The sequence below is a fragment of the Microbacterium sp. UFMG61 genome, from assembly GCF_015354505.1.
GTDB lineage: Bacteria > Actinomycetota > Actinomycetes > Actinomycetales > Microbacteriaceae > Microbacterium.
This window is the reverse complement of the sequence record NZ_JACAFP010000010.1, coordinates 181,532-207,211: the sequence shown is the minus strand read 5'-3', so window position 1 is coordinate 207,211 and position 25,680 is coordinate 181,532. Positions and strand designations below refer to the sequence as shown.

Annotated in this window: 27 protein-coding genes and 1 tRNA gene; 20 read left to right on the top strand and 8 right to left on the bottom strand. The window is 69.3% G+C overall.

The genetic code is table 11. From position 1 onward, the window contains the following. Positions 1 to 29: 29 nt before the first annotated feature. From nhaA to IXW21_RS13810, 4 genes are all read left to right on the top strand, one after another. Positions 30 to 1,196: a Na+/H+ antiporter NhaA gene (nhaA, locus tag IXW21_RS13825; protein WP_194764827.1), complete on the top strand. Its 1,167-nt coding sequence runs from the start codon at positions 30 to 32 to the stop codon at positions 1,194 to 1,196. A gap of 68 nt (positions 1,197 to 1,264) precedes the next feature. Further along, positions 1,265 to 1,876: a MazG family protein gene (locus IXW21_RS13820; RefSeq protein ID WP_228528564.1), complete on the top strand. Its 612-nt coding sequence runs from the start codon at positions 1,265 to 1,267 to the stop codon at positions 1,874 to 1,876. Between the two features lie 65 nt (positions 1,877 to 1,941). Continuing rightward, a complete protein-coding gene (locus IXW21_RS13815; RefSeq protein ID WP_228528563.1) occupies positions 1,942 to 3,213 on the top strand; it encodes a histidine--tRNA ligase in 1,272 nt (423 codons plus the stop codon). Positions 3,214 to 3,264: 51 nt separating this feature from the next. Beyond that, positions 3,265 to 4,074: an SGNH/GDSL hydrolase family protein gene (locus IXW21_RS13810; protein ID WP_194764824.1), complete on the top strand. Its 810-nt coding sequence runs from the start codon at positions 3,265 to 3,267 to the stop codon at positions 4,072 to 4,074. Here the strand turns inward: IXW21_RS13810 and IXW21_RS13805 are convergent. Next, positions 4,046 to 4,567 (bottom strand): VOC family protein, encoded by a 522-nt coding sequence (locus tag IXW21_RS13805; RefSeq protein WP_194764823.1) that lies wholly within the window; start codon positions 4,565 to 4,567, stop codon positions 4,046 to 4,048. The two genes, IXW21_RS13810 and IXW21_RS13805, sit on opposite strands and share 29 nt — an antisense overlap. Before the next feature lie 85 nt (positions 4,568 to 4,652). On the opposite strand from IXW21_RS13805, the gene IXW21_RS13800 reads away from it, so the two are divergent. Beyond that, positions 4,653 to 5,456, top strand: coding sequence for a helix-turn-helix domain-containing protein (locus tag IXW21_RS13800; protein WP_194764822.1), 804 nt, complete (start codon positions 4,653 to 4,655; stop codon positions 5,454 to 5,456). Here IXW21_RS13800 and IXW21_RS13795 read toward each other — a convergent pair whose 3' ends face one another. Together IXW21_RS13795 and IXW21_RS13790 are read right to left on the bottom strand one after the other, a co-directional pair. Then, positions 5,457 to 6,683, bottom strand: a complete 1,227-nt coding sequence (locus IXW21_RS13795; RefSeq protein ID WP_194764821.1) for an APC family permease — start codon at positions 6,681 to 6,683, stop codon at positions 5,457 to 5,459. It lies immediately after the preceding gene. A 49-nt stretch (positions 6,684 to 6,732) separates the two neighbouring features. Next, positions 6,733 to 7,203, bottom strand: a complete 471-nt coding sequence (locus IXW21_RS13790; protein WP_194764820.1) for a PaaI family thioesterase — start codon at positions 7,201 to 7,203, stop codon at positions 6,733 to 6,735. Between the two features lie 99 nt (positions 7,204 to 7,302). On the opposite strand from IXW21_RS13790, the gene IXW21_RS13785 reads away from it, so the two are divergent. From IXW21_RS13785 to IXW21_RS13740, 10 genes are all read left to right on the top strand, one after another. Next, a complete protein-coding gene (locus IXW21_RS13785; protein ID WP_194764819.1) occupies positions 7,303 to 7,653 on the top strand; it encodes a GntR family transcriptional regulator in 351 nt (116 codons plus the stop codon). Next, complete coding sequence (locus IXW21_RS13780) at positions 7,650 to 8,669, top strand: DUF1648 domain-containing protein (protein WP_194764818.1); 1,020 nt, start codon at positions 7,650 to 7,652, stop codon at positions 8,667 to 8,669. The genes IXW21_RS13785 and IXW21_RS13780 overlap by 4 nt, the downstream gene beginning before the upstream one ends. Positions 8,670 to 8,736: 67 nt before the next feature. After that, positions 8,737 to 9,687 carry a CPBP family intramembrane glutamic endopeptidase gene (locus IXW21_RS13775; protein WP_194764817.1) on the top strand — a complete coding sequence of 317 codons (951 nt, stop codon included), beginning with the start codon at positions 8,737 to 8,739 and terminating at the stop codon, positions 9,685 to 9,687. 31 nt (positions 9,688 to 9,718) lie between these two features. Then, a complete protein-coding gene (locus tag IXW21_RS13770) occupies positions 9,719 to 10,378 on the top strand; it encodes an O-methyltransferase (RefSeq protein WP_194764816.1) in 660 nt (219 codons plus the stop codon). A 100-nt stretch (positions 10,379 to 10,478) separates the two neighbouring features. After that, complete coding sequence (eno, locus tag IXW21_RS13765; protein ID WP_194764815.1) at positions 10,479 to 11,759, top strand: phosphopyruvate hydratase; 1,281 nt, start codon at positions 10,479 to 10,481, stop codon at positions 11,757 to 11,759. 171 nt (positions 11,760 to 11,930) lie between these two features. Then, the gene (locus IXW21_RS13760) at positions 11,931 to 12,353 is read left to right on the top strand and encodes a septum formation initiator family protein (RefSeq protein ID WP_323742257.1); all 423 of its coding nucleotides are present in this window, start codon (positions 11,931 to 11,933) and stop codon (positions 12,351 to 12,353) included. 61 nt (positions 12,354 to 12,414) lie between these two features. Then, positions 12,415 to 12,957: a DUF501 domain-containing protein gene (locus tag IXW21_RS13755; protein WP_194764814.1), complete on the top strand. Its 543-nt coding sequence runs from the start codon at positions 12,415 to 12,417 to the stop codon at positions 12,955 to 12,957. Positions 12,958 to 12,968: 11 nt separating this feature from the next. Further along, positions 12,969 to 14,258 carry a S8 family serine peptidase gene (locus IXW21_RS13750; RefSeq protein WP_228528523.1) on the top strand — a complete coding sequence of 430 codons (1,290 nt, stop codon included), beginning with the start codon at positions 12,969 to 12,971 and terminating at the stop codon, positions 14,256 to 14,258. A 39-nt stretch (positions 14,259 to 14,297) separates the two neighbouring features. Next, positions 14,298 to 15,722, top strand: coding sequence for an NAD(P)/FAD-dependent oxidoreductase (locus IXW21_RS13745; RefSeq protein WP_194764812.1), 1,425 nt, complete (start codon positions 14,298 to 14,300; stop codon positions 15,720 to 15,722). A gap of 296 nt (positions 15,723 to 16,018) precedes the next feature. Next, positions 16,019 to 16,846: a cation-transporting ATPase gene (locus IXW21_RS13740; protein ID WP_194764811.1), complete on the top strand. Its 828-nt coding sequence runs from the start codon at positions 16,019 to 16,021 to the stop codon at positions 16,844 to 16,846. A 20-nt stretch (positions 16,847 to 16,866) separates the two neighbouring features. Here IXW21_RS13740 and IXW21_RS13735 read toward each other — a convergent pair. Then, positions 16,867 to 16,939: transfer RNA gene (locus tag IXW21_RS13735), tRNA-Leu, on the bottom strand. 135 nt (positions 16,940 to 17,074) lie between these two features. Between IXW21_RS13735 and IXW21_RS13730 the strand changes: the two genes are divergently transcribed. The 3 genes from IXW21_RS13730 to IXW21_RS13720 all read left to right on the top strand — a co-directional run bounded on the left by IXW21_RS13730 (position 17,075) and on the right by IXW21_RS13720 (position 20,287). Then, positions 17,075 to 18,322: an alanine racemase gene (locus tag IXW21_RS13730; protein ID WP_194764810.1), complete on the top strand. Its 1,248-nt coding sequence runs from the start codon at positions 17,075 to 17,077 to the stop codon at positions 18,320 to 18,322. Further along, positions 18,319 to 19,632 carry a D-arabinono-1,4-lactone oxidase gene (locus IXW21_RS13725; protein ID WP_194764809.1) on the top strand — a complete coding sequence of 438 codons (1,314 nt, stop codon included), beginning with the start codon at positions 18,319 to 18,321 and terminating at the stop codon, positions 19,630 to 19,632. The genes IXW21_RS13730 and IXW21_RS13725 overlap by 4 nt, the downstream gene beginning before the upstream one ends. Positions 19,633 to 19,720: 88 nt before the next feature. Then, the gene (locus IXW21_RS13720) at positions 19,721 to 20,287 is read left to right on the top strand and encodes a LemA family protein (protein WP_194764808.1); all 567 of its coding nucleotides are present in this window, start codon (positions 19,721 to 19,723) and stop codon (positions 20,285 to 20,287) included. Between the two features lie 73 nt (positions 20,288 to 20,360). On the opposite strand, the gene IXW21_RS13715 is transcribed toward IXW21_RS13720, so the two are convergent. Beyond that, complete coding sequence (locus IXW21_RS13715) at positions 20,361 to 20,846, bottom strand: hypothetical protein (protein WP_194764807.1); 486 nt, start codon at positions 20,844 to 20,846, stop codon at positions 20,361 to 20,363. Further along, positions 20,843 to 22,105: a winged helix-turn-helix domain-containing protein gene (locus IXW21_RS13710; protein WP_194764806.1), complete on the bottom strand. Its 1,263-nt coding sequence runs from the start codon at positions 22,103 to 22,105 to the stop codon at positions 20,843 to 20,845. The genes IXW21_RS13715 and IXW21_RS13710 overlap by 4 nt, the downstream gene beginning before the upstream one ends. 76 nt (positions 22,106 to 22,181) lie before the next feature. On the opposite strand from IXW21_RS13710, the gene IXW21_RS13705 reads away from it, so the two are divergent. Both IXW21_RS13705 and ilvA read left to right on the top strand, forming a co-directional pair. Continuing rightward, positions 22,182 to 23,378, top strand: coding sequence for an AI-2E family transporter (locus IXW21_RS13705; protein WP_194764805.1), 1,197 nt, complete (start codon positions 22,182 to 22,184; stop codon positions 23,376 to 23,378). Further along, the gene (ilvA, locus tag IXW21_RS13700; protein WP_194764804.1) at positions 23,375 to 24,604 is read left to right on the top strand and encodes a threonine ammonia-lyase; all 1,230 of its coding nucleotides are present in this window, start codon (positions 23,375 to 23,377) and stop codon (positions 24,602 to 24,604) included. Before IXW21_RS13705 ends, ilvA begins: the two co-directional genes overlap by 4 nt. Positions 24,605 to 24,675: 71 nt before the next feature. Here the strand turns inward: ilvA and greA are convergent, their stop codons facing one another. Together greA and IXW21_RS13690 are read right to left on the bottom strand one after the other, a co-directional pair. Continuing rightward, entirely contained in the window at positions 24,676 to 25,167 is a 492-nt protein-coding gene (greA, locus tag IXW21_RS13695; RefSeq protein WP_194764803.1) for a transcription elongation factor GreA, read from the bottom strand. 96 nt (positions 25,168 to 25,263) lie between these two features. After that, entirely contained in the window at positions 25,264 to 25,650 is a 387-nt protein-coding gene (locus IXW21_RS13690; RefSeq protein WP_194764802.1) for a DUF4307 domain-containing protein, read from the bottom strand. Positions 25,651 to 25,680: the final 30 nt, after the last annotated feature.

The window sequence follows — 25,680 nt, the reverse complement described above, 5'->3', positions numbered from 1 at the left end:
GGGTGACGGTCAGAACTACCATGGAGGCGATGCGCATCTCCGCGAACCCCCTCCGTGGACAGCAGTTCCCCGCTGTCCTCCTTCTCGTCGCCGCCGGCCTCGGCCTGCTGCTGGCGAACCTGCCCTCGCACGACGCCTTCGCCGCTGTGCTCGACTTCCACATCGCCGTGCCGGGCACGTCCCTCGATCTGTCGATCGAGCACTGGGTCTCCGACGGTCTTCTGGCGGTGTTCTTCCTGGTCGTGGCGATCGAGCTGCGGCACGAGCTGACGCACGGCGAGCTCGATTCTCCGCGCAAGGCTCTGCAGCCCGCGATCGCGGCGGCGGGCGGCGTGCTGGTGCCGATCGCGGTGTACCTGCTCATCGCCGGCGACGCCTCGACGGTCACGGGCTGGCCCATCCCGACCGCGACGGACATCGCCTTCGCCCTCGGTGTGCTCGCCATGTTCGGTCGCGGCCTGCCGTCGACGGTGCGCGTGTTCCTGCTGGCGCTCGCGATCCTCGACGACATCATCGGCATCATCTTCATCGCCGTGCTGTTCGCCCACGACGTGCAGTGGCTGCTGCTCGGCCTGGCCGTCGTCGCCGTGACGGCGTTCTGGCTCCTCAGCCGCGTCCTGCATGCGAAGGGGCACCCGGCGATCACTGTCGGGATGGTGCTCGTCGGCGTGGTCGCCTGGGGGCTCGTGGCCGCATCGGGCATCCATGCCACGATCGCCGGCGTGATGCTCGGTCTCGTGATGTCGCCCGTTCCTGCGGGTCGCACCCGGCACGCGCTCGAACCCACGGTCAACGGCGTGATCCTGCCGGTGTTCGCCTTCGTCGCGGCGTTCGTCGTGATCCCCGACCTCGCACTCTCCGAGCTCTCGCCGGCCTTCTGGGGCATCGCCATCGCGCTCCCGGTCGGCAAGATCGTCGGCATCTCGCTGTTCGGCTGGCTCGCCATGCGCATCCGCCCGCGAGGCACGGCGCCCGCTCTGCCGTTCGCCGACATCCTCGCTGCCGGTGCCCTCGGCGGCATCGGCTTCACGGTCTCGCTGCTCCTGGCGAACCTCGCGTTCGCCGCAGATGCGGGCATCCGCGATCAGGCGATCCTCGGTGTGCTCGTCGGATCGCTCCTGGCGCTCGCGCTGTCGGCCGTGATCGTGTCGCTCCGTGCACGCTCGTATCGGCGGCTGAGCGCGGCACGCTCATGATCATCCGCGAGGAGGGGCAAGTGACCGACGAGCAGGAACTCGATCCGCTGCGTGCGGCGGCGGAGACCATGCGCGAGGTGCGTGACCGGTGCGTCTGGTCGCAGCAGATCACCCACCGCGACCTCGTGCCGTATCTGATCGAGGAGTCGCACGAGGTGATCGACGCGGTCGAATCCGGCACGCGTGCGGATCTCCGCGAAGAGCTCGGCGACCTGCTCTGGCAGGTGCTGTTCCATGCGGCCATCGCGGCCCAGGACCCCGATGATCCGTTCGACATCGACGACGTCGCCGACACCCTGACCGAGAAGATGCTCCGCCGGCACCCCCACGTGTTCGCGGGGGAGGTCGCGACCACCCCCGATGAGGTGCTCGTGCACTGGAACGCCGCGAAGGCGGCGGAGAAGCGCACGAGGCGGAGTGTGCTCGACGGCGTTCCTCGAGGGATGCCTGCACTCGCGCTCGCGCAGAAGATCGTCGGCCGAGCGGCCGGTGCGGGTGTGGACGTCGCTCGGCCGAGTGACGTCGCCGCGGCTGTGCCCTCGACGGAGGCCGAGCTCGGCGACGCGCTGCTCGAGCTCGTCGCGGTCGCGCGGGCCGAAGGATGGGATGCGGAGCGCGCGCTGCGTGTGCGGCTCCGCGGACTCGAAGCAGACGTCCGCGCCGCCGAATCCGACGACTGACGCCACGGGCCGCCCCGCCGACCTGGAAGGATGGAGGCGTGGCTACTGTGAACCCGCCGCGCGGCATGCGCGACATCCTCCCCGCCGACAAGGCCCGCCGTGAGCGCGTCCTCTCCGTCATCCGCGATCGCTACCGGTCGCACGGATTCGACGAGATCGAGGCGCCCGCGCTCGAGGAGTACTCGCGCCTGCACGCCGGCATCGGCGGCGACAACGAGAAGCTCGCCTACAACGTGCTTCGCCGCGGGCTCGACGCCGAGGCGATCCGCCAGGCCGCCGACGACCAGGGCGCCCTGGCCGACCTCGGACTCCGCTACGACCTCACGGTGCCGCTCGCTCGCTTCTACGCGAGCAACCGCGGGCAGCTGCCCGGTGTGTTCCGGGCCATCCAGATCGGCCCGGTGTGGCGTGCCGAGCGTCCGCAGAAGGGGCGCTACCGCCAGTTCGTGCAGTGCGACATCGACATCATCGGCGATGACTCGTCGAGGGCCGAGGCCGAGCTCATGGTCGCCTCGCTCGACGCCGTCGACGCACTGGGACTCGAGGGTGCGACCGTGCGCATCAACGATCGACGCGCGCTCGACTGGATGCTCGACAGCTTCGGCTTCACCGCTGACGAGCGGCCTGGCGTGCTGATCACGATCGACAAACTCGACAAGATCGGGCCAGAAGGGGTGGCCGCGGAGCTGCGCGAACGCGGCGCCGCTGCCTCCGCCGTCGACGCCTTCGAGTCGTTCCTGCGTCGCCCGCAGACGATGGAGTACAACCCGTTCGGTGAAAGGCAGATCCGCAAGGCACTGCCAGAGAACGCGCCGGAGGAGATCGTCGGGCACCTGGTCGGCATCGGCGAGGCGGTGGCCGCGGGCCGCCCTTCGGCGGGCTCGGGGACCCAGAGCACGGAGATCCCGCTGGTCTTCGACCCGTTCCTCGTGCGCGGAATGGGGTACTACACGGGAACGATCTTCGAGCTCGCGCACCCCTCGGTGTCGTATTCGCTGGGTGGCGGTGGCCGCTACGACGGCATGATCGGGCGATTCCTCGGCCAGCAGGTGCCTGCGGTCGGTTTCTCCCTCGGCTTCGAGCGCCTCGTCGACCTCGTCACCGCGGGAGCGGATGCCGAAGAGCGCGCCGTCGTGCTGATCCACGATGCCGACGTGCCGGTCGCCGAGCTCGTGACCCACAAGGCGGCACTCGTGGCATCCGGTGCCAGGGTGCGGTTGGAGCGCCGCACGAAGAACGTGAAGGCACTGCTCGAGCGCTCGGCGGCCGACGGGTACTCGGAATTCGCGACCGTCGCGGCCGGTGCCGCTCAGCTGGAGCTCAAGCCGCTGTCCTGAGCGGCGGACGCCGTTCACGCGGCGTTCACGCCGGTCGGGTCGAATCGGCGCATGAGACGACAGCATCTCGTCGCCGTGGCAGGGGTCGGTGTCGCTGCGACGGCGGTGTTCGCCGGCATCCGATCCGTCCTCTCGCATCAGGCGGCCGTCGCCCGACGGCGCATCGGCAAGCCGCTCGGCGAGCAGTCGATCGATGCCGACCGGCTCTGGCGTCCGTCGCTCGGAGGCGAGCCGATCGAGCTGCTCCTGCTCGGCGATTCGCTGGCGGCGGGCCTCGGCGCCGAGCGGCGTAAGCAGACCCTCGGCGCTCGCCTCGCCAAGGCGCTGGCGCGACGGATGGGCAGGCCCGTGCACCTGCGCACCGCGGCGGTGGTCGGCTCGGAGTCTCCGGATCTCGCGGCACAGCTCGCCGGTCTGGCAGCGGGCTACGCGCCGCATGTCGCCGTGATCGTGGTGGGCGGGAACGACGTCACGCACCGGATACCCGTCGCCGTCTCGGCACAGCACCTTCGCGACGCGATCCTGCGTCTGCGTCGTCGCGGAACCGAGGTCGTCGTCGGAACCTGCCCCGATCTCGGGGCACTGCGTCCTGTGCCTCAGCCGCTGCGCCGTCTGGTCTCCAGCCTGTCGCGCAGGCTGGCGGAGGCGCAGACAGAGACCGCGCTCGCCGCGGGGGCGCGCCCTGTCGATCTCCGTCGCGCCGTCGGCCCGATGTTCTTCGATGATCCGGACACCATGTTCAGCATGGATCGATTCCATCCGAGTGCTCTGGGGTACCGGCGCACGGCCGAGGCGCTCCTTCCGACAGCGTGCCTCGCCGCGCAGACCGCGCTCAGCTCGCGCCGTCAGATGCCGCACTGAACGACGCCGCCCACTCGGCCACCCGTCGCGCGCTCTCCTCGTCCGACAGGTCTTCGACGCGGGTCATCACCGACCACCGGACGCCGAAGGGATCCCGGATGCTCGCGTAGCGGTCGCCCGACACGAAGGTCGACGTCGCCTCACGCACGGTCGCCCCCGCCGAGACGGCCCGTTCGACGACGGCATCCACGTCGGGGACGTACAGACCCATCGAGTAGCAGTCGTCATCGCCCGAGGGCGCGGGCACGAGGTGGTACTCGGGACTCGGCTCGCCCAGCTGCAGATGTCCGAGACCGAAGTCGAGGTCGGCGTGGGCGATGACGCCTCCGAACTCCGTGACGTCGACGACGCGGGCACCGAAGACGTCGCGATAGAAGTCGATCGCCTCGCGCGCGCCGGCGATCGCGAGGAACGGGGTGAGGGAGGTCGCGCTGTGCGGTCGTCCGTCTGTCGTGTGTGCGCCGGTCGCGCCGGTCATGCTCTCGGTGGTCATGCAGTCAGAGTAAGGATCCGACGGCGGTATGCGCTTGAACATTCGCGACAGTCTCCCGGCACGTGGAGCGGATTACGCTGGTGCGATGGTCAGCCGGACGCGTGGGGTGCTGTACCCGGCGCGATTGCCGGAATTCCACCGTCTGCCGCCGGTCGGGGCGGCAGGGGACCTCGCGGTGTGGTTCTGGATTCCCGAGTGGGACATCGAGCCGGGCAGGTCGTCTCGGCAGGACGTCGTGGGCTATCCGGCGATGAACCTGGTGGTCGAGCAGGGTGCGGTCACCTTGTCGGGTGCGACGACCCGCGCATCGCATCGCGACCTGAGCGGTACCGGGTGGGCGGTGGGTGCTCTGCTGCGCCCGGCCGCCGTTGCGGCGCTCGTCGATGATCCTGCGGCGCTCGTCGACGCCGAGAGGATCGTCGACGCCTCCGACCTCCTCGAGGCTGTCGGCGCCGCCATGCGCACGGGCACCGGGCATCGCGAGCGTGCCGTCACGGCGTTCTCCGAGTGGCTCGTGCGCAGGGCCGGTCGGATCGACGGCGCGGCATCTCAGGCGAACGCGCTCGTCGATGTCCTGATGGGAGACCATGCAGCCGACACGGTCGAGGAGGCCGCGACGCGGCTCGCGGTGTCGGTGCGTACCCTGCAACGGCTGGCCCACCGATATGTCGGAGTCTCTCCGTCCGCGATGATCCGGCGGAGACGGCTGCAGGAGGCCGCCGAGCGGCTGCGCCTCGACTCGGGTCTCGATCTGACCGAGCTCGCGGCCGAGCTGGGCTATGCCGACCACGCACACCTGACGCGCGACTTCCGCCGCGTCCTGGGCATCGCTCCACGCACGTATCGCGGAGGAACAGGTGAGGAACCCTCAGGGACCCCGCACGCCTGATCAGCGCGTCAGCCGCAGTCGGACCACCCTGTAGAGCACCCCGATCAGCACGACGGACGTTCCGACGATCGAGGCCAGCATGGGCAGGGTGTTCACGAGCAGCAGGCAGCCGAGCGCCCCGACGACCTGCAGTGCTCGGGGGTAACGGCGCGCGGATGCCCGTTGACGGAATGCCGCGGCGTTCGCGATCAGGTAGTACAGCAGGACTCCGAAGGAGGAGAACCCGATCGCGTCGCGCAGATCGGCGACGAGCACGATCGCGACCACGATGACGGCGATCATGATCTCGGCTCGTCGGGGCACCTGCCGGCGCTCGTCGACCTGGGCGAGAAAAGACGGCAGATCCTTCTCCCGTGCCATCGCCAGCGTCGTGCGGCCGATCCCGGTGAGGAGTGCGAGCAGCGCTCCCAACGAGGCGGCGGCGGCCGTGATCCGGACGACCGGCGTGAGCGCGGCCCACCCGGTCGATGAGAGGGCGTCTGCCAGCGGAGTGGAGCTCGACGCCGCATCGCCGCCGAGGGTGACGATCACCGTGACCGCGACCAGCAGGTATACGACCACGGCTCCACCCAGCGCGAGGGCGATCGCACGAGGGATCGTCCGTGCGGGGTCGATGACCTCTTCGCCCATGGTCGCGATCCGCGCGTACCCCGCGAAGGCGAAGAAGAGCAGTCCGGCGCCCTGGAGGACACCGTAGGCAGTCGCGTCCGGAAGAGGGGAGGGGGTCGCCGCGGATGCCGCGCCGAGTCCGACCGCGACCACGACGGCCAGCCCGAGAAGCGAGCAGATCACGAGGATCCGAGTCGCGAGAGCCGTCCGCGTGACCCCGAGGCAGTTGACGGTCGCCAGCGCGACCACCGCCGCGATCGCGACAGTCGTCTGCCAGCCGTCTGGGGCGGCATACGCGGCGAAGGTCATGGCCATCGCGGCGCAGCTCGCGATCTTGCCGATCACGAAGCTCCATCCGGCGACGAACCCCCACCACGGACCGATCTCCGCGCGGGCGTAGGCGTAGGTGCCGCCGGCGACCGGATGCACGGCGGCGAGCTGAGCCGATGCGGTGGCGTTGCAGTAGGCGACGATCGCAGCGATCACGAGCGCTATCAGCAGGCCGCTGCCTGCGACCCCGATCGCCGGCGCCCAGACCGCGAAGACGCCGGCGCCGATCATCGAACCGAGTCCGAGGGCCGTGGCGTCGCCGAGCGTCAGGCGGCGAGCGAGGGGCATCCCGTCATCGTCGCACGCCGGAGTGAACGACAGGTGTCGTCCTCGGGGATCAGTCTCGTGCCGCAGTGACGCGCTTCTTCTCACGGATGTACACCTCGCGCCGCACCCTGGCGACCACGTCCCCCTCACGGTCAGTGATCACGGTCTCGAACCACTCGAGCACCTTCGCTCCGCCGTGGGCGCGCTCGCGGATCTCCGCGGCGCGCTCCCTGCTGACCTCGAACTCGGCCGTGAGCACGCCGCGGCCGGGTTTGAGGAACTCGATCTCGCCCCGGGTGTCCCACACCACGTAGTCGCGTCCGAGCTGGTGCATCACGAGCATGAAGAAGTAGGGATCGGTCATCGCCGACATCGAGCCGCCGAACGCCGTCTTGACGTAGTTGCGGGTGAACACGTTCACGTGCAGCTCGACGGTCGCGTGGGTCCAGTCCTCGCTGAAGCGGCGGATCCGTATTCCGCTGAAGAGGTTGGGGATCCAGAGGCTCATGCCGAGGGCGAGGCGGCGGGGAGTGATGCGCATGGGGTCAGTGTGGACGACGCGGTCAGTGAGGCGAAGCTTGCTGGAGGGTTCCGACAGTTGTTATAGTTCTCATATAACTAATAGAATTTGAGGACCGCGATGCTGATTCGAATCGACGCCGACAGTGCGCGGCCGCTCTTCGACCAGGTCGCGGCGTCCGTCCGGGCCGACGTCCTGACCGGGCGGCTCGGTCCCGGCGATCGCCTGCCTGCCGCGCGCGAGCTGGCCGACGCCCTCGAGATCAACCTGCACACGGTGCTCCGCGCCTATCAGCAGCTCCGAGACGAGGGGTTGATCGACCTTCGTCGCGGCAGGGGAGCGGTGGTCGCAGCCTCCGCCGCACCTCTGGCCGAGCTCTCGCAGGACATCACCGCGCTCGTCGCTCGCGCCGCCTCCCTCGGCGTCTCGCCCACGACCCTGGCCGCCCTCATCACGGAGACCGACGTATGACCCCCGAGATCCGCAGAGCCCGCACCGCCTTCTGGTGGGTGGGGGTGATCCTCCCGCTGGTCCTCATCGCGCTCTCGAGCATCGTCGTGATCGCATGGCTCCCCGACGTGCCTGACCCGGCCGCGATCCACTGGGGTCCAGACGGGGCCGACGGCTTCGGCCCGCCATGGATGCCTCTCGCTCTCCTCATCGGTATCGGCGGCGGTACCGTGCTTCTGTTCGCCTTCATCGCGCTGTTCTCCCATCGGCTCCCTCAGCGGGGCGCTGCAGCACCGGTCCCGCAGCCGCAGTGGTCCTCCACGGCACGACTGCTCGGCGCCGCGAGCCTCGGTGAGGCGGGCCTGATGTCGATCCTCGCGATCGTCTCCACCGCCGCGCAGCGCGGGCTCGACGACGCGGCGGATGCCGCCGACATCACCCCATGGGTGCCCGTCTTCCTCGTCGTCTTGGCGGGACTCGGCGTCGCGGGATGGTTCCTGCAGCCCTCGGCTCCGGTCTCTCCCGATTCGTCGGGAGAGCCTACGACGCCGCTGCCCCTGGCCGATCACGAGCGCGCCGTGTGGATGAAGACCGTGACGATCGCACGCATCGGCCAGGTCGTGCTCGGCAGCGCTGTCTTCATCGTGGTCGCCATGAGCGTGCTTCTCCTGGCTCAGGGCATCGCCGCGGGGTGGATCATCGCCGCCGTCGCGCTGGTGCTCGTCGCGCTGGTCATCACCGGTCTCAGCTTCCGCGTCCGTGCCAGCGCCGCCGGCCTTCGGGTGCGCTCCGTGGCCGGATGGCCCCGACTCGAGATCGCCGCCGACGAGATCGCCGGCGCACGCGCGGTTCAGGTCGACCCTTTCGCCGAGTTCGGAGGATGGGGCTACCGCTTCGGTGTGGACGGTCGTCGCGGGATCGTGCTCCGCAAGGGGGACGCGGTCGAGGTGACCCGCACGAACGGGCGGGTGTTCGTGGTCACAGTCGACGACGCGGCCACCGCCGCATCCGTCCTGGCCGCCGCCACGCAGCGCTGACAGCGCACCGCACCGCCAGAACTCGCACGTAGACAGACAGACAGACAGATCGATCGAGGAGAGCATCATGACCCGCATCCGCGTCGCCGCCATCATCGCCTTCACTGTTCTCGCATGCGGACTCGCTTGGCTGGTCGCGCTGCCGCTGTGGCTCGGCGACGGCCTCGCCGAGCCGATCGCAGGGCTGCTTCTGCCCGTGATGATGTTCACTCCTGCCGTCGCGGCCGTCATCGTGACGTTCGCCCTGCGCGTGCCGTCGTCGGGGGAGCGCGTGCGATTCCTCGGGCTGTGGCCGCTGCGCCCGGCCAAGCGAGTCATCTGGCTCATGGTCGCAGGATGGCTCGCCCCGCCGCTCCTCGTGGGCCTCAGCATCCTGGCCGCGGCGGCGCTGGGGGTCATCCAGCTCGATCCGACGTTCGCCGGGTTCTCGGCCGAACTCGCGAAGATGCTTCCGGAGGGCACACCGATGCCTCCGATCGAGCTGTTGGTGATCTCGCAGATCGCGATGATCCCGCTGGGTGCACTCATCAACGGCGTCGTCGCCTTCGGTGAAGAGCTGGGGTGGCGTGGATGGCTCGTCCCCGCGCTGCGACCGCTCGGAACCTGGCCGACGCTGCTCATCAGCGGAGCGATCTGGGGTCTGTGGCACAGCCCGGTGATCCTGCTGGGCTACAACTTCGGCCGCACCGACATCACCGGCGTTCTCTTCATGATCGGCGGATGCATCGCCTGGGGCATCCTGCTGGGGTGGCTGCGCCTGCGGTCCGCCTCGATCTGGCCCGCGGTGCTCGCACACGGATCTCTGAACGCGGCGGGCGGACTCGTGATCCTCTTCGCCGCATCGCAGCCCGACCTCGCACTCGCCGGGCCATTGGGCGTCGCGGGATGGATCGTGGCCGCCGTCGTCATCGCGATCCTCGCGGTCACGGGTCAGTTCCGACAGCAGCCCGAGCTCGCCGACGCGCCCGGGCGGCTGTTGTCCGCCCCTCGCTGGGGAGAGCGCCCGCCGGCCCCTTGACGCCCCACGGGCCGCGCGGTTTGCTGAGGTCATGGATTCCACCCCCGACGCCTGGTCGAATGCCGACGCCTACCTCGCAGACCTGCTGGTCGGCCACGATCCAGGGCTCGAGGCTGCTCTGACCGCTCAGCGCGATGCCGGCCTGCCCGAGATCGAGGTCGCACCGGTCGGCGGCAAGTTCCTCCACCTCCTCGCTCGCATCAGTGGCGCTCGCCGCGTTCTGGAGATCGGGACGCTGGGTGGCTACTCGACCATCTGGCTGGCCCGCGCCGTCGGTGCTGACGGCCGCGTCGTCACGGTCGAGGCGGAGGCCGACAACGCAGCCGTGGCGCGGGCGAGCATCGACGCGGCAGGCGTCGGCGACCGGGTGGACATCCGCATCGGACGCGGCGCCGATGTGCTGCCGACCCTGGTCGGCGGCTTCGACCTGGTCTTCATCGACGCCGACAAGGAATCGAACACGATCTACCTCGACTGGGCGGCGAAGCTCGGGCATTCCGGCGCCGTGGTCGTCCTCGACAACATCGGCCGTGACGGCGAGATCGTCCGCGAGGACACCACCGACACGAAAGTGATCGGTACCAGGGACGCGCTGCGGATGCTGGGGGAGGACCCCCGCTTCGACGCCACAGCACTGCAGACGGTGGGGGTCAAGGGCTGGGACGGCGTGGCGCTCGCAGTCGTGGTGTGAACACTCGGGGGCGACCCCGGGGCTCGCGCTCGGGCGGGCTAGACTGGGGCGCGGATCGACGACGCTCCACACACCTTTTCTCTGAGCAAGGAGCACATCAGTGGCACTGATCGAGGCTGTAGGCGCACGCGAGATTCTCGACTCGCGCGGAAACCCGACCGTCGAGGTGGAGGTGCTCCTCGACGACGGCGTCGTCCAGCGGGCCGCCGTCCCGTCCGGTGCATCCACCGGCGCATTCGAGGCGTACGAGCTCCGCGACGGCGACAAGAGCCGTTACGGCGGAAAGGGCGTCCTCAAGGCCGTCGACGCGATCATCGACGAACTCGGCCCGGCTCTCGAGGGCGTCGAGGCGAGCGAGCAGCGCATCGTCGACGAGATCCTGATCGAGACCGACGGCACCGAGAACAAGCAGCGCACCGGCGCGAACGCGATCCTCGGCGTGAGCCTCGCCGTCGCCAAGGCCGCGGCCGACTCGGCCGACCTGCCTCTGTTCCGCTACCTGGGCGGACCCAACGCGCACGTGCTGCCCGTCCCGCTCTTCAACGTCATCAACGGCGGTGAGCACGCCGACAACGGCATCGACATGCAGGAGTTCTTCCTCGCGCCGATCGGTGCCGAGACCTACTCCGAGGCGCTCCGCTGGGGCGTCGAGACCTACCACGTGCTGCGCGGCGAGCTGAAGGCCGCCGGCTACGCGACCGGCCTCGGCGACGAGGGTGGCTTCGCCCCCGACCTGCCCAGCAACCGCGAGGGTCTCGACTTCCTCGTCAAGGCGATCGAGAAGGCCGGCTTCACGCCGGGCACCGAGATCGCCCTCGGCCTTGACGTCGCCGCCACCGAGTTCTTCACGGACGGCGTCTACCGCCTCGACAACAAGGACTGGACCGGCCCCGAGCTGATCGAGTACTACGAGGGTCTCGTCAAGGACTTCCCGATCGTCACGATCGAGGACGCACTCGCCGAGGACGACTGGGACAACTGGAAGCTCCTCACCGACGCCCTCGGCTCGAAGGTCCAGCTCGTCGGCGACGACCTGTTCGTCACCAACCCGACGCGCCTCGCCGACGGCATCAAGCGCGGCGTGGCCAACTCGCTGCTCGTCAAGGTGAACCAGATCGGAACGCTCACCGAGACGTTCGACGCGGTCAGCCTCGCGCAGCGCTCGGGCTACACGGCGATGCTCTCGCACCGTTCGGGTGAGACCGAGGACACCACGATCGCCGACCTCGTCGTCGCGACGAACGCGGGTCAGATCAAGGCGGGTGCGCCTGCTCGCAGCGAGCGCGTCGCGAAGTACAATCAGCTTCTGCGCATCGAGGAAGAGCTGGGCGACGCCGCGGTGTTCGCAGGCCGTTCCGCGTTCCCGCGCTACCAGGGCTGACTTCAGCCGACGATTCATCCGGCTCACTGAGCCGAACCCGGAGGAGGAGCCGTGGCACGACGACCGGCTCCTCCTTCGGCGTCTCCGGGCACGCCTCGGCCGGGGACTTCCGCGCGATCCGGATCCTCGCGACCTGCTCGTTCCGCTGCCGCGTCCGAGCGCCGTGTCGATGTGCGAGAGTGGGCCTCCGGCATCCGCCTGTCCGCGTTCTCGGTCATCATGCTGTCGCTCGTGGTGCTGGGGGCGTGGGTGCTCGTCCCGACGCTCGGAACGTTCATCGACCAGCGGCAGAAGATCGCGGCTCTCGAGAACTCGATCCAGGTCTCGCAGGACGAGATCACTGCGCTCGAGAACGAGCGCGAACGCTGGAGTGATCCCGCGTACATCACGACCCAGGCCCGCGAGCGTCTCTACTACGTGAAGCCGGGGGAGGTCGTCTACCTCATCGACAACGACATCGACCCCGCCGCCCTCCCGCAGGAGCAGGCGCCGGTCAGTGACACGCTCGAAGAGACCCCGTCGGACTGGATGCACCAGCTGCTGCGCAGTCTGACGGCTGCAGGACTCAGCGACACCGCCGTCGTCGGCGAGTGACGCGGCGGTGCCGGCGGCTCGCTTCGAGCATCCTCTCGGTCGTCTCCCGTACGCTGGACGGGTGACCACCCCGCCTTTCGCTGCCCCCACGACCGCCGAGCTCGCCGTGGTGTCGGCCCAGTTGGGGCGGCCCGCACGCGGTGTCGTCGGAATCGCCGCACGGTGCGTCTGCGGCAACCCCACCGTCGTCGCGACGACGCCTCGGCTGCCTGACGGCACGCCCTTCCCCACCTTCTACTACCTGACCCATCCGGCGGCGACGGCGGCGATGTCGACGCTCGAGGCGACGCAGGTGATGCCCGAGCTGGCGGCCCTGCTCGCCGACGACGCGGACGTCGCGGCAGCCTACCTCTCGGCGCACGAGGCGTATCTCGCCGATCGTGCACAGTTCGGTGACGTCAGCGAGATCGACGGCATCTCCGCCGGCGGCATGCCGACACGCGTCAAGTGCCTGCACGCGCTGGCGGGACATGCTCTCGCTGCCGGTCCCGGCGTGAACCCGATCGGGGACCGGGCGCTCGAGCGGTCCTCATGGTCGCCCGACCGCTGCCGCTGCGAGGCCCCCGGCGCTGCCGTGCGTGAGGTCGAGGACTCGTCGGCATGAGGCCGCGCCGGATGCTCCGTGGCGCCGTCGCGATCGCGGCGGTCCTGGCATCCGTGCTGCTCCTCGGTTCGACGGCGTCGCCCACTCCGACACCTCCACCCGTTCCTGACGATCCCTCCGACCCCGTTCGCGCATCGGAGTACTGGCTCGACGGCGCGGGAATCCGCGACGCCTGGCACACGACGCGCGGGAAGGGCGTGACGATCGCCGTGATCGACACGGGCATCGCGAGCGTGCCCGGGGTCTTCGATCAGGCGGTGATCGGCGGCACCGACGTGTCCGGCACGGGGACGCCCGACGGCCGCACGCCGCTCGGCGCGATCGACGGCAACCACGGCTCCTGGGTCGGGTCGTTGGCCGCAGGACGAGGCGCCGCGGACGGTACGGGCATGATCGGCGTCGCCCCTGAGGCGAACCTCCTGTCGATCTCGGTGGGATTCGGCGCGGCGGCGCGCGTGCCGTTCACCGAGCAGGTCGCCAAGGGCATGCGCTGGGCCGTCGACAACGGCGCCGACATCATCAACCTCTCCTTCACGACCAACACCCTCGATTGGGACCCGAGTTGGGACGACGCCTTCCTGTACGCGTTCGAGCACGACGTCGTGGTCGTCGTCGCCGCGGGCAACAGGGGGAGCGGGACCAACATCATCGGTGCTCCGGCGACGATCCCCGGCGTGCTGACCGTGGGTGGCGTCGATCAGACGGGAACCGCGAGCCTCGAGGCCTCGACCCAGGGCATCACGATCGGCATCGCCGCGCCGAGCGAGGGGCTGCGCGGCGTCTCGGCGGACGGCGACGTGGCCCGATGGAGCGGCACGAGCGGCGCGGCGCCGATCGTGGCCGGCATCGCCGCGCTGATCCGATCCGCGCACCCCGATCTCGACGCGGCCAACGTCATCAACCGCATCATCCGCACCGCCATCCCCGTCGAGGGCATGACGCGCACGCCCGACCCGCTCTACGGGTACGGGCTCATCGATGCCGAGGCGGCGATCAGCTCGGACGTCCCGGCGGTCGACTCGAATCCCATGGGCGACCTCGCGGAATGGGTCCGGCTCTTCCGCCGCGCGGAGTCCGAGCCGCAGCCCGTGCCCACCGTGACGCCGGTGACGATTCCGCCGCTGCCTGCCGCAGACGCCCCGACCGAGCCGGGTTCACCGTTGCTTCCCAGCGCTGATTCACTGCGTTACGGTACCCTGCCGCTCATCGCGCTCACGGTCCCTGGTATCCTGGTAGCGCTTGGCGTCACCGCAGCTGCCCGGCGCATCCGATCGGCGCGCGCTCGCACGCCACATCCCTGACTCCCGAGGAGTTGTTCCCCTGTGCCTCAGAACAGCACTGTGCCCAAGATTCTGATCGTCGGTGGAGGCTATGCAGGCTTCTACACGGCGTGGAAGCTGGAGAAGCACCTTCGCAAGGGTGAAGCAGACGTCACCATGGTCGACCCGCTGCCGTACATGACGTACCAGCCGTTCCTCCCCGAGGTGGCCGCCGGCTCGATCGAAGCCCGCCACTCGGTGGTCGCGCACCGTCGTCACCTCAAGCGCACGAACGTCCTCACCGCCAAGGTGACGGGCATCAACCACGCCGAGAAGGTCGCGACGATCACCCCTCCCGTGGGCGACCCGTACGAGTTCGCGTACGACCAGATCGTCGTGACGGCCGGTGCCGTCTCGCGCACCTTCCCGATCCCGGGCATCGCCGACAACGCGATCGGCCTCAAGACGATCGAAGAGGCCGTCGCGATCCGTGACCGTCTCATGTCGAACTTCGACAAGGCCGCTTCGCTGCCCGCAGGCCCCGAGCGCGACCGTCTGCTCTCGGTCGTCGTGGTCGGCGGTGGCTTCGCCGGTATCGAGGTCTTCGCGGAGCTGCGCTCGCTCGCTTCTTCGCTGGTCTCGAAGTACCCGCAGCTGAGCTTCGAGGACACGCACTTCCACCTCATCGAGGCGATGGGCCGCATCATGCCCGAGGTCTCGCTGCAGACGAGCGAGTGGGTGCTCAAGGACCTCGCGAAGCGCGGTGCCAACGTGCACCTCGACACGCAGCTCACCAGCGCCGTCGACGGCAACGTCGAACTCTCCACGGGCGAGGTCATCCCGACCGACCTCATCGTCTGGACCGCCGGCGTCATGGCGAACCCGACCGTCGTGCGCGGCGGCGACCTCCCGATCGAAGAGCGCGGTCGCATCCAGACCCGTGCAGATCTGCGCGTCGGCACGCCTGAGGCATTCGTCGAGGGTGCCTGGGCAGCCGGCGACGTCTCGGCAGTGCCCGACCTCTCGGGTGGCGGTGTCGGCGGCTTCTGCGTGCCGAACGCTCAGCACGCGGTGCGTCAGGCGAAGCTGCTCGCGAAGAACCTCGTCGCCGTGCTGCGCGGTGAGGACCCGAAGGAGTACTTCCACAAGAACCTCGGCGCCGTCGCGGGCCTCGGTCTCTACAACGGTGTCTTCCAGTCCGGAAAGATCGCGCTCAAGGGTTTCGTCGCCTGGGTCGCGCACCGTGGTTACCACGGCCTCGCGATGCCGACGTGGGAGCGCAAGTTCCGTGTGGTGTGGGGGTGGTGGAACAACCTGTGGCTCGGCCGCGACCTGGTGAACCTCGAGACCGTGCAGAACCCGCGCTACGTCTTCGAGGAGTTCGCCGCGCGTCCGCGTCCTGCGGCCGACGCCCCGGCGCCGACCGCAGCTCCGGCCGCGAAGGCGGAGCCGCCGGTCAAGAAGGCCACGGCGAAGAAGCCCGTCGAGGCGACTGCCGCGAAGTAGACGCGCCGTTCTCACGAATGCCCCGATCCCAGCGGATCGGGGCATTCGTCGTCTGCGGGCGGCATCGCCTGTTCGCACCGTATTCATAGCCGGACCCGCTACGGTGATGCTCGCAAGGGGAGTACTCCCGACTGCGGTGGCGTCGTCACTACGGGCATGAAGTCGTGTCCCGGCCCACCGGCCCTTCTCGGGTGGAGGAGACCTGGCGTCCGTATCCGCGGACAGCCGTCGAACCCCTGCCCTCCGAGGTCGTGCGTCCGGTGGCTGTTCACACGCCACACGAAGGAAGTACGACCATGGGAATGCTCGACCGTCTGATCGGAATGGCCTCACAGGCTCTCGACCTCGATGGCAAGAAGGGCGACGCACGCCCGTCGGAGACCTCGCGGTACGCGCCCCCCGCACGGGGAGGCGTCCGCGACCCGTACAGCCCGCCGCCCGCATCCGGCGCGACTGCCCGGACGCAGGGCGCCGGCGGATCCCGGCGCGGAGGCACGGATGCCGATCGCGCGGCGATCGCCCGCTATGACTATCTGCTGCAGACCGCGGATCCGCACCGTGTCGAGGAGATCCACCGCGAGGCGTTCTCGCGTCTCACGCCGGCACAGCGCGCCCAGGTGCAGGAGCGCATGAACGCGGAGCTGCCGCCGCATGAGCGGCCGGCATCGGCATCCGCCTTCGACCTCGCCCGAGCCGCCGGTCGCACCGAGGCTGCGGGACCCGGGCGGATGCGGGGACTGCTGTCGCGCGTGCGAGGTGTCGGTGCCGCCGGCGTCGTCGGTGGGGCGGCCGTCGGCGTGCTCGGAGTGGTGGCCATGGGAGCGGTGACGAGTGCGGTCGCCGGTCCTCTGCTCGAACAGGCTGCGGGTCTCGGCGTGGATTTCGATGCACTCGCGCAGGGCGTCGACCTCGAGGCGATCGCCGGCGGTCTCGGAGCAGAGGATCTGGTCTCCGGCGCGGCGGAGGGAGTCTCGGGCGCGGTCGACGGAGTGTCGGGCGCAGCCGAGGGTGTGCTCGGATCGGCAGGAGAGGCCGTGTCCGGATTCGGCGACACCGCGGGAGAGTGGGGCCAGAAGCTGGGCGACCTCGGGATCCCTGGGATCGGAGATCTCTTCGGGCGCTGAGTCCCGGTCTCGCAGGTGGGTGCCCCCGCTGGGACTCGAACCCAGACTGAAGCGATTTTAAGTCGCCTGCCTCTGCCATTGGGCTACGGGGGCGTGCGGCCGATGCCCTGGCTCAGCGTACACGGAGCGAGAGACCGTATGTCCTCCGCAGCGTCGACGATCATGGCCCCGTGCGACCCGGTCCCGAAAAGCATGACCCTCGGTCCACCCACGCCGTAGGGTGGGGGAGTGCTCGACCTCACCGCTGATCTGAGCCCTGACCGGGGACCCTCGTCCGTCGCTCCGGAGTGGCAGGATCCCTCTCGATACTGGCCACGCCTGTCCGCGGCGACCGGTCATCTGCCTGCCCCTGTGGCGGTCATCGATCGAGACGCCCTGCAGCACAATGCGATGGATCTCCTCGTCCGCGCGGGCGGTCTGCCCATCCGCGTCGCGTCGAAGTCGGTCCGCGTGCGGGCGGTGCTCGACGCCGTGCTCGCACTGCCGGGGTATCGCGGCATCCTGGCGTTCACACTCGCGGAGGCGCTCTGGCTGGCCGAGACCCACGACGACATCGTGATCGGGTATCCGACGGTCGACCGCGTCGCCCTGACAGAGCTGTTCTCCTCAGAGGGAGCGGCGAGACGCATCACGCTCATGGTCGACGATCCTGTGCACCTCGACATCGTCGACAGCGTCGCGCCGGCGGGCAGTCGACCGGACATCAGGGTGGCGATCGATGCCGACGCCTCGTGGCGCTCGGCCACGCTCGGGCACATCGGGGTGCGACGGTCGGCGTTGTTCAGCGCCGGCGAGGTCGCTGCCTTCGCCCGACAGATCGTCCGGCGCCCCGGTTTCACTCTCGTCGGCCTGCAGATGTACGAAGCGCAGATCGCCGGGCAGGGCGATGACGCCGGTCCGGATGCGCCGCTGATCCGGTTCGTGCAGTCACGCTCCCGCGCCGAACTCCGCGAGCGTCGGGCGGCGATCGTGGCGGCACTCTCGGATGTCGCGCCGCTGGAGTTCCTCAACGGCGGAGGGACCGGATCGCTCGAGTTCACAGGCAGCGACGAGTCGCTCACGGAAGCGAGCGCGGGCAGCGGACTCCTCGGGGGTCACCTGTTCGACGGGTACCGTTCGTTCCGTCCGGCGCCGGCCTCGGCGTTCGCGTTCGATGTCGTCCGTCGGCCTGCCGTCGACATCGCCACGGTCCTCGGTGGCGGGTGGATCGCCTCGGGCCCGGCCCTGGCGTCGCGGCAACCGCTGCCGGTCTGGCCGCAGGGCTTGCGGACCTTGGCCCGCGAGGCCGCGGGCGAGGTGCAGACGCCGCTGCAGGGGCGGGCCGCAACGGGGCTCGGCATCGGGGATCGCGTCTGGTTCCGTCACTCGAAGAGCGGCGAGCCTGCGGAGCGCATCGATCGGTACCACCTGGTGTCCGGCGACGAGGTCGTCGACGAACTGCCGACATACCGCGGCGAGGGGAAGGCGTTCCTGTGACGAGGATCGGCGGCACGTGGCAGAACTGGGGACGCTCCGCACAGGTCCGGCCGCTCCGCGTCGAGCGCCCGCGCAGCCCGGAAGGCGTGCAGCGAGCGATTACGGCAGCTCTCGCGCACGGGCTCAGCATCAAGGCGGTGGGCGCGGGACACAGCTTCACAGGCATCGCGATCGCACCCGGAGTGCTGCTCGAACTCGACGACATGCAGGGACTCGTCGCGGCCGATCAGCAGAGCGGGCGGGTCACGCTGCTCGCCGGAACCCGGCTGCACCGCATCCCGGCGCTGCTCGCTCCCTACGGGCTCGCGATGGAGAACCTCGGAGACATCGACCGGCAGTCGATCGCCGGGGCGGTATCGACCGGAACCCACGGCACCGGATCCGGTTTCGGCGGTCTCGCGACCCAGGTGGTGGGCGTCACGATGGTCACGGCATCCGGTGACTTCCTCCGCGTGGACGAGAACAACAGCCCCGAGCTGCTCCCGGCCGTCTCGCTGGGACTCGGCGCTCTCGGGATCATCGTCGAGATCACGCTGCAGTGCGTGCCGGCGTATGCGCTCAGCGCCGTCGACGAGCCCGTTCCGCTCGACGACGTGCTGGCCACTATGGACGATCGCGTCGCATCCTCAGATCACTTCGAGTTCTACTGGTTCCCGCACACCGAGGTCGCCCTGACGAAGCGGCAGACCCGTATGCCGGAGTCCACCAGGCGGCAGCCGCTGCCCGTCGTCGGCCGATGGATCGACGAGACGCTGCTCTCGAACGGCGTCTACCGCATGATCTGCGCGGGAGCACAGCTCGTGCCGGCGATCACGCCTCCGTTCAACAGGCTCGCCGTGACGCTCACGGGTGACCGTCAGTATGTCGATCGGTCCCACCGGGTTCTCACGCAGAGTCGCACCGTGCGCTTCCGAGAGATGGAGTACGCGCTGCCCGCGGAGAACGTGATCCCGGCGTTCTGCGCCGTGAAGGAGCTGATCGAGCAGCGGGGATGGCGCATCGAGTTCCCGATCGAGGTGCGCTTCGCGGCGGAAGACGACCGATGGCTTTCGACGGCGCACGGCAGAGCGACGGGCTACGTCGCGGTCCATCGCTATTGGCGGGCCGATCCCACAGCCTACTTCGAAGCGGTCGAGCAGATCATGCTCGAGCACGGAGGCAGGCCGCACTGGGGCAAGCTCCACACGCTCGACGCGGCGCAGCTGCGTGATCGGTATCCGCGATTCGACGACTTCGTCGCGCTGCGCGACAGACTCGACCCCGAGAGACGATTCGCGAACCGGTATCTCGATCGAGTGCTGGGGGAGTGAGGCACCCCGTCTGCACGCGGCGCGCACCCAGTCGGCGTGCAGACTGCGCGGATAGGATGAGAGAAACACGAGGAAGGGTGGGCCTCTGATGGAATGGCTCGTGCCAGTACTGATCGTCGTCGGTGTGATTCTGCTCGTCGGAATCTACCTCTGGGCGACGTACAACTCGCTGGTGCAGCTGAAGGTCCGTGTCGATGAGGCATGGAGCGGCATCACGGTGCAGCTCAAGCGCAGAGCTGATCTGATCCCCAATCTGATCGAGACGGTCAAGGGGTATGCGTCGCATGAGAAGGCGGTGTTCGAGAACGTCACGCGTGCCCGAGCCGAGACCCTCTCCGCCGGCGGTCCCGGTGAGGCCGGAATCGCAGAAGGCCACCTCCAGCAGGCACTCCGCAGTCTCTTCGCGGTCGCCGAGGCGTATCCGCAGCTGCAGGCGAGCCAGAACTTCCTTCAGGTGCAGCAGGCACTCGTCGACACCGAGGACAAGATCCAGGCCGCACGCCGCTTCTACAACGGAGGGGTGCGTGAGCTGAACACCAAGATCAAGGTCTTTCCGAACAACCTCTTCGCGAAGGGACTCGGTTTCACCGAGCGGGAGTTCTTCGAGGTCGCCGACAGCGGCGCGATCTCCGAACCGCCTCGCGTGCAGTTCTGATTCCGACGCCGAAGGCCCGATGCGCATCGCATCGGGCCTTCGGCGTTTTCGGATCGCGACGTGGAGGCGCACGTCACCAGATGTCGAGGTCGACCTGTGCGCCCGAGATGATGACGTCGCCCCGGACGGACCACGACTCGGTGCGGTAGGTCTCCGTCTTCGCCGCCCCGTCCTGTCCCGTACCGGTGACCGTCGCGACGAGCACGCCGCCCCGGGCGACGAAGTCGCTGTCGGCCAGTTCGAGAACGGGCATCCGCTCGATACGGAAGCGGGTCTCGTCGACGGCCGCGAACTCCGTTCCCCAGGGGATCCGGATGCCGCATCCCTCGGGTGCGGCGCCGCCGACGATCACTTCGCCTGCGCACTCCTCGAGCTGCGCCTCGAGCGTCTGCTGGGCGAGCTCCTGCGGGTCGGCAGACGGACTCGGTCGAGCGGACGCGACGGGCGACTCGACGGGCGAGGGCGGGTCGCTCGACGCCTGCCAGACCCACACCGCTGCGCCGGCGAGTACGAGAGCAGCGGCGGTGCCGGCCACGGCCCATGCGACTCGGCGGTTCATGACGTGCGCTCTCTGGCGTGCACGTGACGGCGGACCGATGCGTCGGGCTGGAAGGAGAGAGCGGCGTGCAGACTCTCGGCCGCGGAACCCCAGCCCGACACCGAGATGTGCGCGAGACCCTGCCAGGATGCCGCGAGAGCGAGCTCGACGGCGATCCGCTCCGCGTCCTCAGCGGGATTCGCCTGAGGCTCCCACCACGCGGACTGCACCTGCAGGGTCGACGTCGCGCGGTCGGCTTTGAGATCGACACGAGCGACGATCCGATCGCCGACGAGCACGGGGAGCGAGTAATACCCGTATCGCCGCTTCTCGGCGGGCACGTAGATCTCGATGCGGTAGTCGAGCTCGAAAGCACGGAGTGCCCGATCTCGGAACCAGACGATCGGGTCGAAGGGGGTCAGCAGCGCGGCCGCATCGACGCGGCGGGGCAGCACCGCTTCGCGGTGACGCCATGCCGGTATCGACCGGCCCGCGCGGTCCCATCCGCGGACGGCGACGGGCAGCAGCTCGCCCTCGTCGACGAGGTCGGCGATCGATCGCGATACCGCCGCGCGGTCACGGATGCGGTGGTAGTCGGCGAGGTCGGACTGGGTCGCCACCCCGGAGGATCGTGCCGCGCGTCGGGTGAGCTCGCGGATCGCCTCATCGCGGGGTACGTGCGTGGAGAGGATTCCGGCGGGGATGATGTTCTCGGCGAGAGCGTAGCTGCGCTCGAATCCCTTGCGTCCGCTGATCGCGACATCGCCCGTGCGCCAGAGATGCTCGAGGGCGAGCTTCACGTCGTCCCAGTCCCACCAGGTGCCGCGCTCGCGCGGAGCGTCGGCTCGCAGGTCGGCCGGACGGAGCGGTCCTCGACCGCGCAGCTCGTCCCGGACCCACTGCAGCGTACGGGCGTTGGTGCTCATCCAGGAGTCGGGGCCGGCCCAGCGAGCGCGGAAGTCGTCCATGCGGAACCGCCAGAGCGGCCAGTCCTCGACGGGGATGAAGGTGGCCTCGTGAGCCATGTACTCGACGTAGTGAGTCGTTCGCGCGTGGAACACCCGATCCAGCAGTGCCGGGTCGTACGCACCCAGTCGCGAGAACATCGGGAGGTAGTGCGAGCGCGCGAACACGTTGACCGAGTCGATCTGCAGCACACCGAGCCTGCCCATGACCCGGTGCATATGCCTCGCGGACACGGAACTCGGTCGGGCACGCGTGAATCCCTGCGCGGCGAGCGCGATCCGTCGTGCCTGACTGGCGCTGAGAGTGTCGGTCACGTCGTCAGCGTATCGCCGGGCACCGACACCGTAACGCTCGTCAAGACCGCGGGTGGCCGCGCCGTAGACTTGGGCGATGAGCGAAGAGCAGCGTCCGAGACTGAGGGATCTCTTCCGTCCGCGCGCCGCAGCCCCGGATCGTCCCGCGGCCACCGCGACCGACGAGGCGGTGCCTGTCGGCCTGCGCATCACGGCGGCCTACGCCTGGCGGCTCCTTCTGATCGCCGCTGCTGTCGCGGGCATCATCTGGCTCGTGATCGAGCTCAAGCTCCTCGTCATCCCCCTCATGGTCGGCATCCTCATCACGGCGCTGCTGTGGCCCGCGATGCAGTGGATGCTGCGGCACCGCTTCCCCCGCTGGCTGGCTGTGACGCTGGCGCTCATCGGCACGCTGACGATCGTCTCGCTGCTGTTCTGGCTCGTGATCTGGCAGGTGCGAGCGCAGTTGCCGGATGTGCAGGAGCGCAGCTCGGCGGCGATCGAGGAGTTCCGTCAGTTCCTGCTGACCGGACCCCTGCACCTCAGCGAGACCCAGATCCAGGGCTACATCGACCAGGGCCTGCAGATCATCAACGAGCAGACGCAGGCGCTGCTCAACGGCGCTCTCGCTGTCGGCACCACGGCCGCGCACGTCGTGACCGGGGCGGTGCTCTCGCTGTTCATCCTGATCTGCCTCCTCGCGGACGGGCGTGGCATCTGGAAGTGGACGCTGCGGCTCTTCCCGCGTGCCGCGCGGCCCGCCGCCGATGCCGCGGCGAGCAACGGCTTCGCCACCATCGTCAACTACGCCCGCACGCAGCTGCTCGTGGCGGCCATCGACGCGGTCGGCATCGGAGTCGGCGCGGCGCTGCTCGGTGTTCCCCTGGCGATCCCGGTCGCCGTACTGGTGTTCCTCGGTTCTTTCGTCCCGATCGTCGGTGCTGTCGTCACCGGCGCGATCGCCGTGCTCCTCGCCCTCGTCTACAACGGTCCGTGGATCGCGCTCGCGATGCTGGCCGTGGTGCTCGGCGTGCAGCAGCTCGAGGGCCACATCCTGCAGCCGATCCTGATGGGGTCGGCGGTCAAGGTGCATCCGCTCGCCGTCGTCCTCGTCGTCGCCGGTGGGTCGATGGTGGGCGGGATCCCGGGAGCCCTGTTCGCGGTGCCGCTCGCGGCGTTCGTGAATGTGGCCGCGGTGACCGTCAGCACCGGCTCGTGGCGAACCGGCGACCAACCCGATGCAGACCTGATCTGGAGCACAGTTCCGCGCGAAACACGACGGAGGAATCGATGAGCGCAGTCCCCAGCCTGACCGAGTTCGAGAGCGCAGCTCACAGTCTGGCTGAGGTGATCACGCACACGCCGACGCTGCCGTCGCGCGCGCTGTCCGACATTCTCGGGGCGCCCGTGCTGCTCAAGATGGAGAACCTGCAGCGCACCGGCTCGTTCAAGATCCGGGGCGCGGCGTATCGCCTGTCGCGGTTGAGCGCCGAGGAGCGCTCTCGCGGCGTCGTCGCGGCATCGGCCGGCAACCACGCCCAGGGGGTCGCTCTCGCGGCCCAGGCACTGGGAATCCCCGCCACGATCTTCATGCCCATCGGGGTGCCCGTGCCGAAGCTGCTCGCCACGCGAGGATACGGCGCCGAGGTCGTGCTCGAAGGCGAGACCGTGGCGACGTCACTCCGCCTCGCCTCGGAGTTCTCCGAGCGCACCGGAGCCATGCTCATCCACCCGTTCGATCACCGCGACGTCGTCGTCGGTCAGGGCACTCTCGGACTCGAGCTGCTCGAAGACGCTCCCGAGGTCGACACGATCGTGCTCGGAATCGGTGGAGGCGGTCTCATCGCCGGGGTCGCCGCTGCGGTCAAGGCCAGGGCCGCCCAGCGCGGGCGCTCGGTGCGCATCATCGGTGTGCAGGCCGAGAACGCCGCAGCCGTGCCGCCTTCGCTCGACGCCGGGCATCCGGTCGACATCGAGACCAGGCCGACCATCGCCGACGGCATCCTGGTGGCCCGCCCCGGCGCGATCCCGTTCGACATCATCAAGGACCTCGTCGACGAGGTCGTCACGGTCTCCGACGACGATCTCGCGCGCGCGATCCTGATCCTGCTCGAGCAGGCCAAGGTCGTCGTCGAGCCCGCGGGGGCCGCGGGCGTCGCGGCGATCCTCGCAGGCAAGGTGTCGGCGACCGGTACGACGATGGCGGTCCTGTCCGGAGGCAACATCGACCCGCTCCTGCTGCAGCGGGTGGTCTCGCACGGTCTCGCGGCATCCGGCCGCTACCTGACGATCCGCATCCCGCTGCCCGACCGCCCCGGTCAGCTCGCTCGGGTGTCGGAGCTCATCGCCGAGGCGGGAGCCAACGTGATCGAGGCCATGCACACGAGGCACGGACACGGACTGCAGATCAGCGAGGTGATCCTCGAGCTCAGCGTCGAGACCCGCGGTGCCGAGCACTCCGAGCACACGCTCGACACGCTCCGCCGTGCGGGGTTCGAGCCGATGATCGTCCCCGACTGACCCGACTCGGTCAGCCACACGAGAAGAGGCCCCGTCCATCAGGACAGGGCCTCTTCTCGTGCTTTCGGGGGTCAGCCCGTGTACGTCTCGACGTTCACGATCTCGACCGAGATCGAGCGGCCGTTCGGAGCCTCGTACGACGACTTCTCTCCGACCTTGAGGCCGAGGATCGCCTGTCCGAGCGGGCTGGCCTCGCTGTAGACGTCGAGGTCGCTGCCGCCGGCCGCGATCTCACGACTGCCGAGCAGGAAGACCTCTTCACCGCCGGCGACGAGCGCGGTCACGACCGTGCCGGGCTCGACGATTCCGCGGCTGGCCGGAGCCTCGCCGACCTTCGCGGTCTTGAGCAGTCCCTCGAGGGTGCGGATGCGGGCCTCCTGCTTGCCCTGCTCGTCCTTCGCGGCGTGATATCCGCCGTTCTCCTTGAGGTCGCCCTCTTCGCGCGCCGCCTCGATGCGCTTGGCGATCTCGTCGCGTCCCGTGGTCGAGAGGTGTTCCAGCTCGGCGACGAGCCGGTCGTAGGCTTCCTGCGTGAGGAAGGGAACCTGAGCGTCAGTGGACATGACGAAGCTCCTTCGTTAGGTACCCGCCCACGGTCCGCGGGGGATATGCCAAGACGCCCCGGCACGGTGCCAGGGCGTCGTCTGTCTGCGTCGAGTCTAAGCGACCCAGCAGGCCTTCACCAAACCTGTCGTGGCCTCGCCGACGGTGGGCACCGTCACTGAGGAGGTCTGCGAGTGGCTGTCGCCGGCTGGGATCTCGACGACCTTCCAGCCCACGACGCCGAACTCCTCGTCGAGCGCCTCGACGACGCAACCCACGTCCTTGCCCTGCACGCCGGTCACCTGGAAGCGCACTTCGACACTGTGCTCGTCGATCAGGTCGAAGCCGAGGTCATCGGAGTCGACCGAGTTCATCTGGGTGGAGACGACGCTCCAACCGAGGGCCGCGACCAGCGCCACGGCGGCCAGAATCCCCACGATCCAGGGCCATCTGCGTCGCCGCGTACGGCCATAGCGTTCGTCGAGCTGCTGTGCGGTCGTCACAAGGGGGGTCTTCCGGTCGTTAGGCTGGTG

Coding starts and splice junctions, on each gene's coding strand:
- nhaA (WP_194764827.1), top strand. CDS start 30: ATGCGCATCTCCGCGAACCCCCTCCGTGGACAGCAGTTCCCCGCTGTC.
- IXW21_RS13820 (WP_228528564.1), top strand. CDS start 1,265: ATGCGCGAGGTGCGTGACCGGTGCGTCTGGTCGCAGCAGATCACCCAC.
- IXW21_RS13815 (WP_228528563.1), top strand. CDS start 1,942: ATGCGCGACATCCTCCCCGCCGACAAGGCCCGCCGTGAGCGCGTCCTC.
- IXW21_RS13810 (WP_194764824.1), top strand. CDS start 3,265: ATGAGACGACAGCATCTCGTCGCCGTGGCAGGGGTCGGTGTCGCTGCG.
- IXW21_RS13805 (WP_194764823.1), bottom strand. CDS start 4,567: ATGACCACCGAGAGCATGACCGGCGCGACCGGCGCACACACGACAGAC.
- IXW21_RS13800 (WP_194764822.1), top strand. CDS start 4,653: ATGGTCAGCCGGACGCGTGGGGTGCTGTACCCGGCGCGATTGCCGGAA.
- IXW21_RS13795 (WP_194764821.1), bottom strand. CDS start 6,683: ATGCCCCTCGCTCGCCGCCTGACGCTCGGCGACGCCACGGCCCTCGGA.
- IXW21_RS13790 (WP_194764820.1), bottom strand. CDS start 7,203: ATGCGCATCACTCCCCGCCGCCTCGCCCTCGGCATGAGCCTCTGGATC.
- IXW21_RS13785 (WP_194764819.1), top strand. CDS start 7,303: ATGCTGATTCGAATCGACGCCGACAGTGCGCGGCCGCTCTTCGACCAG.
- IXW21_RS13780 (WP_194764818.1), top strand. CDS start 7,650: ATGACCCCCGAGATCCGCAGAGCCCGCACCGCCTTCTGGTGGGTGGGG.
- IXW21_RS13775 (WP_194764817.1), top strand. CDS start 8,737: ATGACCCGCATCCGCGTCGCCGCCATCATCGCCTTCACTGTTCTCGCA.
- IXW21_RS13770 (WP_194764816.1), top strand. CDS start 9,719: ATGGATTCCACCCCCGACGCCTGGTCGAATGCCGACGCCTACCTCGCA.
- IXW21_RS13750 (WP_228528523.1), top strand. CDS start 12,969: ATGCTCCGTGGCGCCGTCGCGATCGCGGCGGTCCTGGCATCCGTGCTG.
- IXW21_RS13740 (WP_194764811.1), top strand. CDS start 16,019: ATGGGAATGCTCGACCGTCTGATCGGAATGGCCTCACAGGCTCTCGAC.
- IXW21_RS13720 (WP_194764808.1), top strand. CDS start 19,721: ATGGAATGGCTCGTGCCAGTACTGATCGTCGTCGGTGTGATTCTGCTC.
- IXW21_RS13715 (WP_194764807.1), bottom strand. CDS start 20,846: ATGAACCGCCGAGTCGCATGGGCCGTGGCCGGCACCGCCGCTGCTCTC.
- IXW21_RS13705 (WP_194764805.1), top strand. CDS start 22,182: ATGAGCGAAGAGCAGCGTCCGAGACTGAGGGATCTCTTCCGTCCGCGC.
- ilvA (WP_194764804.1), top strand. CDS start 23,375: ATGAGCGCAGTCCCCAGCCTGACCGAGTTCGAGAGCGCAGCTCACAGT.
- greA (WP_194764803.1), bottom strand. CDS start 25,167: ATGTCCACTGACGCTCAGGTTCCCTTCCTCACGCAGGAAGCCTACGAC.